Consider the following 2,735-nt stretch of genomic DNA (forward strand, 5'->3'; position numbering starts at 1 on the left):
ACTAAAAAACCAATTTGTGGGCGAGTAAATTTGAAAATGCACGGTGTCGAGATCCCCGACTTCTTTGAGAAATCGGGGATCTAATTTTTCACGAATGATTTAGGATTGCTATAGGAATCCGCTTTGATTTCTGAACGAATTTGCGTAGACAGGCAATAGGCAATAGGCAACAGGCAACAGGCAACAGGAAAGAAGGCTTTTTAGTTGTACTGAGTTTTTTCAGAAATCAAATATGAGTCCTATATAGTGCTGATTAGCGTTAATTTAGTCAGAATATTTATTCTACTCAAATTGCCTAAATGACAAATATCGAGATGGACTTAAGATTAGTCCTGTAGATACATCCGAAGATGGAGAAAATCAATATATTTTTGAACTTAAATCACTTCTAAAGATAGTAGTTTGGAGATGAGAAACAGCCTAATCTAGTTTTTGAAGTTATTTAATAGATTCTTTAACGAGGACATAAATTATGGCTAATGAAGCAGTTAAGAAAGGTACAGATTCATCTGATCGAGCAGAAGTCGATACTTACGATCGCGGCATTATCCCAGCAGAAACAGCTGCTCGTATGGAAAGAGAGGGAGGTAAGTACAAAACACTCCCCACAGAAGAAGGCGAAGCAGATGTAGCTACCGACGATCAAACTGATCCAGACAGTATACGCACCACTGACGGCTATACCGTAGATAAAGAAGGTTTGTTGAACAACTATGCAGTTGAACCGGAAATGTACTACGAAGAACCGGGTGATGCACGTAAACAAGCAGCAGCAGATACGGCAGAACGTGTTGAAGAACTCGGAGAAATTAATCAGGACGAAGAAGGCAAGTTAACAGAAAAAGGTGACAGCCGCGGTAGAGGCCCAGGAATCATTTAATTAACAACTATTCTTTTGCTGGGTGCAATTACACGTAATAAGGCTAAATAAGTGGTTTCTAGAGACGCAATAATTGCGTCTCTAATTTTATGGGCAAATAAAGCCCAACCTGACATATCAGAATTTTTAGCTTTTGATACATTGGGCTTGTAATAACTTGTGGTAGCCCATGTTAGAAGAAAATGCCCAATGCCCAATGCCCAATGCCCAATGCCCATTCTTTAAATAATTAACGGCTCAAGTTCACGATTATGCCATTGCCGCTGATACCATTCGGCAATTAAGGGACGGACAATAAACTTAGGCTGTCCATCGCCTTTAACGTCAATCCGTAAACCTGAATAAGGTCGTCGCTTCTGAGAACCTTGACCGTTGCGACCAATGAAGAGATGCGATCGCGCCATTAATCTATTGTCCTCTATCAAATCCGCTCCCTCAATGCGCTGGCGTCGCAAACTAAACCCACTCCCACCACAAACAATCCAGTGGATATGAGAATCAGCGTGTCCTGTATCCATTGTCTCCAGGTGTTCCAAGCAGTGGGCGTGACCGTTTAATACCAAATCGACCAAAGGACGCCCCTGATTTAAGGAACCGATTTCTTTAGCTACTGCATCCAGTACCTCACGCAGGCGATCGCGAATAATCAGAGTTTGCGCTTGTTCCCACTTCGTCGCCTCTGTTACATAGGGAGGATGATGGAAATAAATCACCCTTCCCCGAACATCACTATTATTCCAAGATTCAATTAATCTTTGCTTGAGCCACTCCAATTGTTCAATATCAGTCAGCGTTGTTTTATTACTCGCTAGTTGCTTATCGATATCAACAATAATTTCTTCAATTTGTGACAATTTGGCGTGAAAGTCGTCTAATTGGTCGGCTTCGCTGGGGTTTTCCGGTCGAAGCTTGGCTGAGATTTCAACTATTTGCAACTTTTCTTGCTCAAAATCTTCCCGACGTTTTTCTAAGAGTCTACGATTAGCGTCACCTTCTTTGGTTTTAGGCAGCGGTGGTGGATCGTTAAATGTATTAGAATCCAAGGCAAAGAAATCAATACCGCCATAGCGAAAACTGTAGTAACGATTGGGAAGACGGGTAAATTGTCCGGGTTGATATGAAATACAACGACCTGTATCTGTCTTGGCTGTATAGTGCTGATCTAAATGATCATTTAACTCTCCCGGAAGCTGAAACGCCTTCAGATAGTCCAGAAATGCCCGTGCGTAGGCGTCACCGGTTCCTGAGCCATGCAAACCCACATCTAGGTCTAAGCGCGATCGCAATAGACGACGAAGGGGTAATGTTGTTAAGGACGCAAAGCTTAATAAAATCGGCAAGTTATAGTAATCGTGATTTCCCGGTACAGGTAAAATGGGCAGCTTAAAAACCATCTGGTCATAAGCAACCCGTTTGGGATGCTCTCCGCCCAAGATAAACTCTCGGTAGGGTTGGATGAAGTTCTGCTGGTAGTATTCACTCGACCCCACTAAATAGATCACATCTCCCATGTGCAGCATAAAGCGGGATTCGTTGTGATGAGGCAGCATGAGTTCAGCTACCTGTCGCTGAGGATTGTGTCCCCGGTGTTTACCGGAGCCACTATCACCTACAACTAAAAATGAGAATTCAGGATTGTCTGTTTGACCATCGTCCAACACTAGCCGAGTTTGGTCGATGTTCCGTTCCAAGATCAACGGATCTTGCCACCGTACCCGCTGATTCATTTTGCGAATTTTTTTAGCGATCGCTGGATCAGATACAAGTTTCAATACAAACTACTCCTGAATTTTAATTGAAGGGCAGCAGAGGAGCAGAGGAGCAGGGAGTAAGGGAGAAGAGTTTTCCCCTCTGC

At 43.1% G+C, this 2,735-nt stretch carries 2 protein-coding genes; one reads left to right on the forward strand and one right to left on the reverse strand.

Annotation, left to right across the window (positions count from 1 at the left end):
• Positions 1–472 precede the first annotated feature (472 nt).
• Positions 473–880: a hypothetical protein gene (locus tag RRG12_RS41565; protein ID WP_069073320.1), complete on the forward strand. Its 408-nt coding sequence runs from the start codon at positions 473–475 to the stop codon at positions 878–880.
• 221 nt (positions 881–1,101) lie between these two features.
• On the opposite strand, the gene RRG12_RS41570 is transcribed toward RRG12_RS41565, so the two are convergent.
• The gene (locus RRG12_RS41570; protein WP_420763189.1) at positions 1,102–2,652 is read right to left on the reverse strand and encodes a metallophosphoesterase; all 1,551 of its coding nucleotides are present in this window, start codon (positions 2,650–2,652) and stop codon (positions 1,102–1,104) included.
• Positions 2,653–2,735 lie beyond the last annotated feature (83 nt).

The organism is Nostoc sp. CALU 546 (assembly GCF_048836525.1).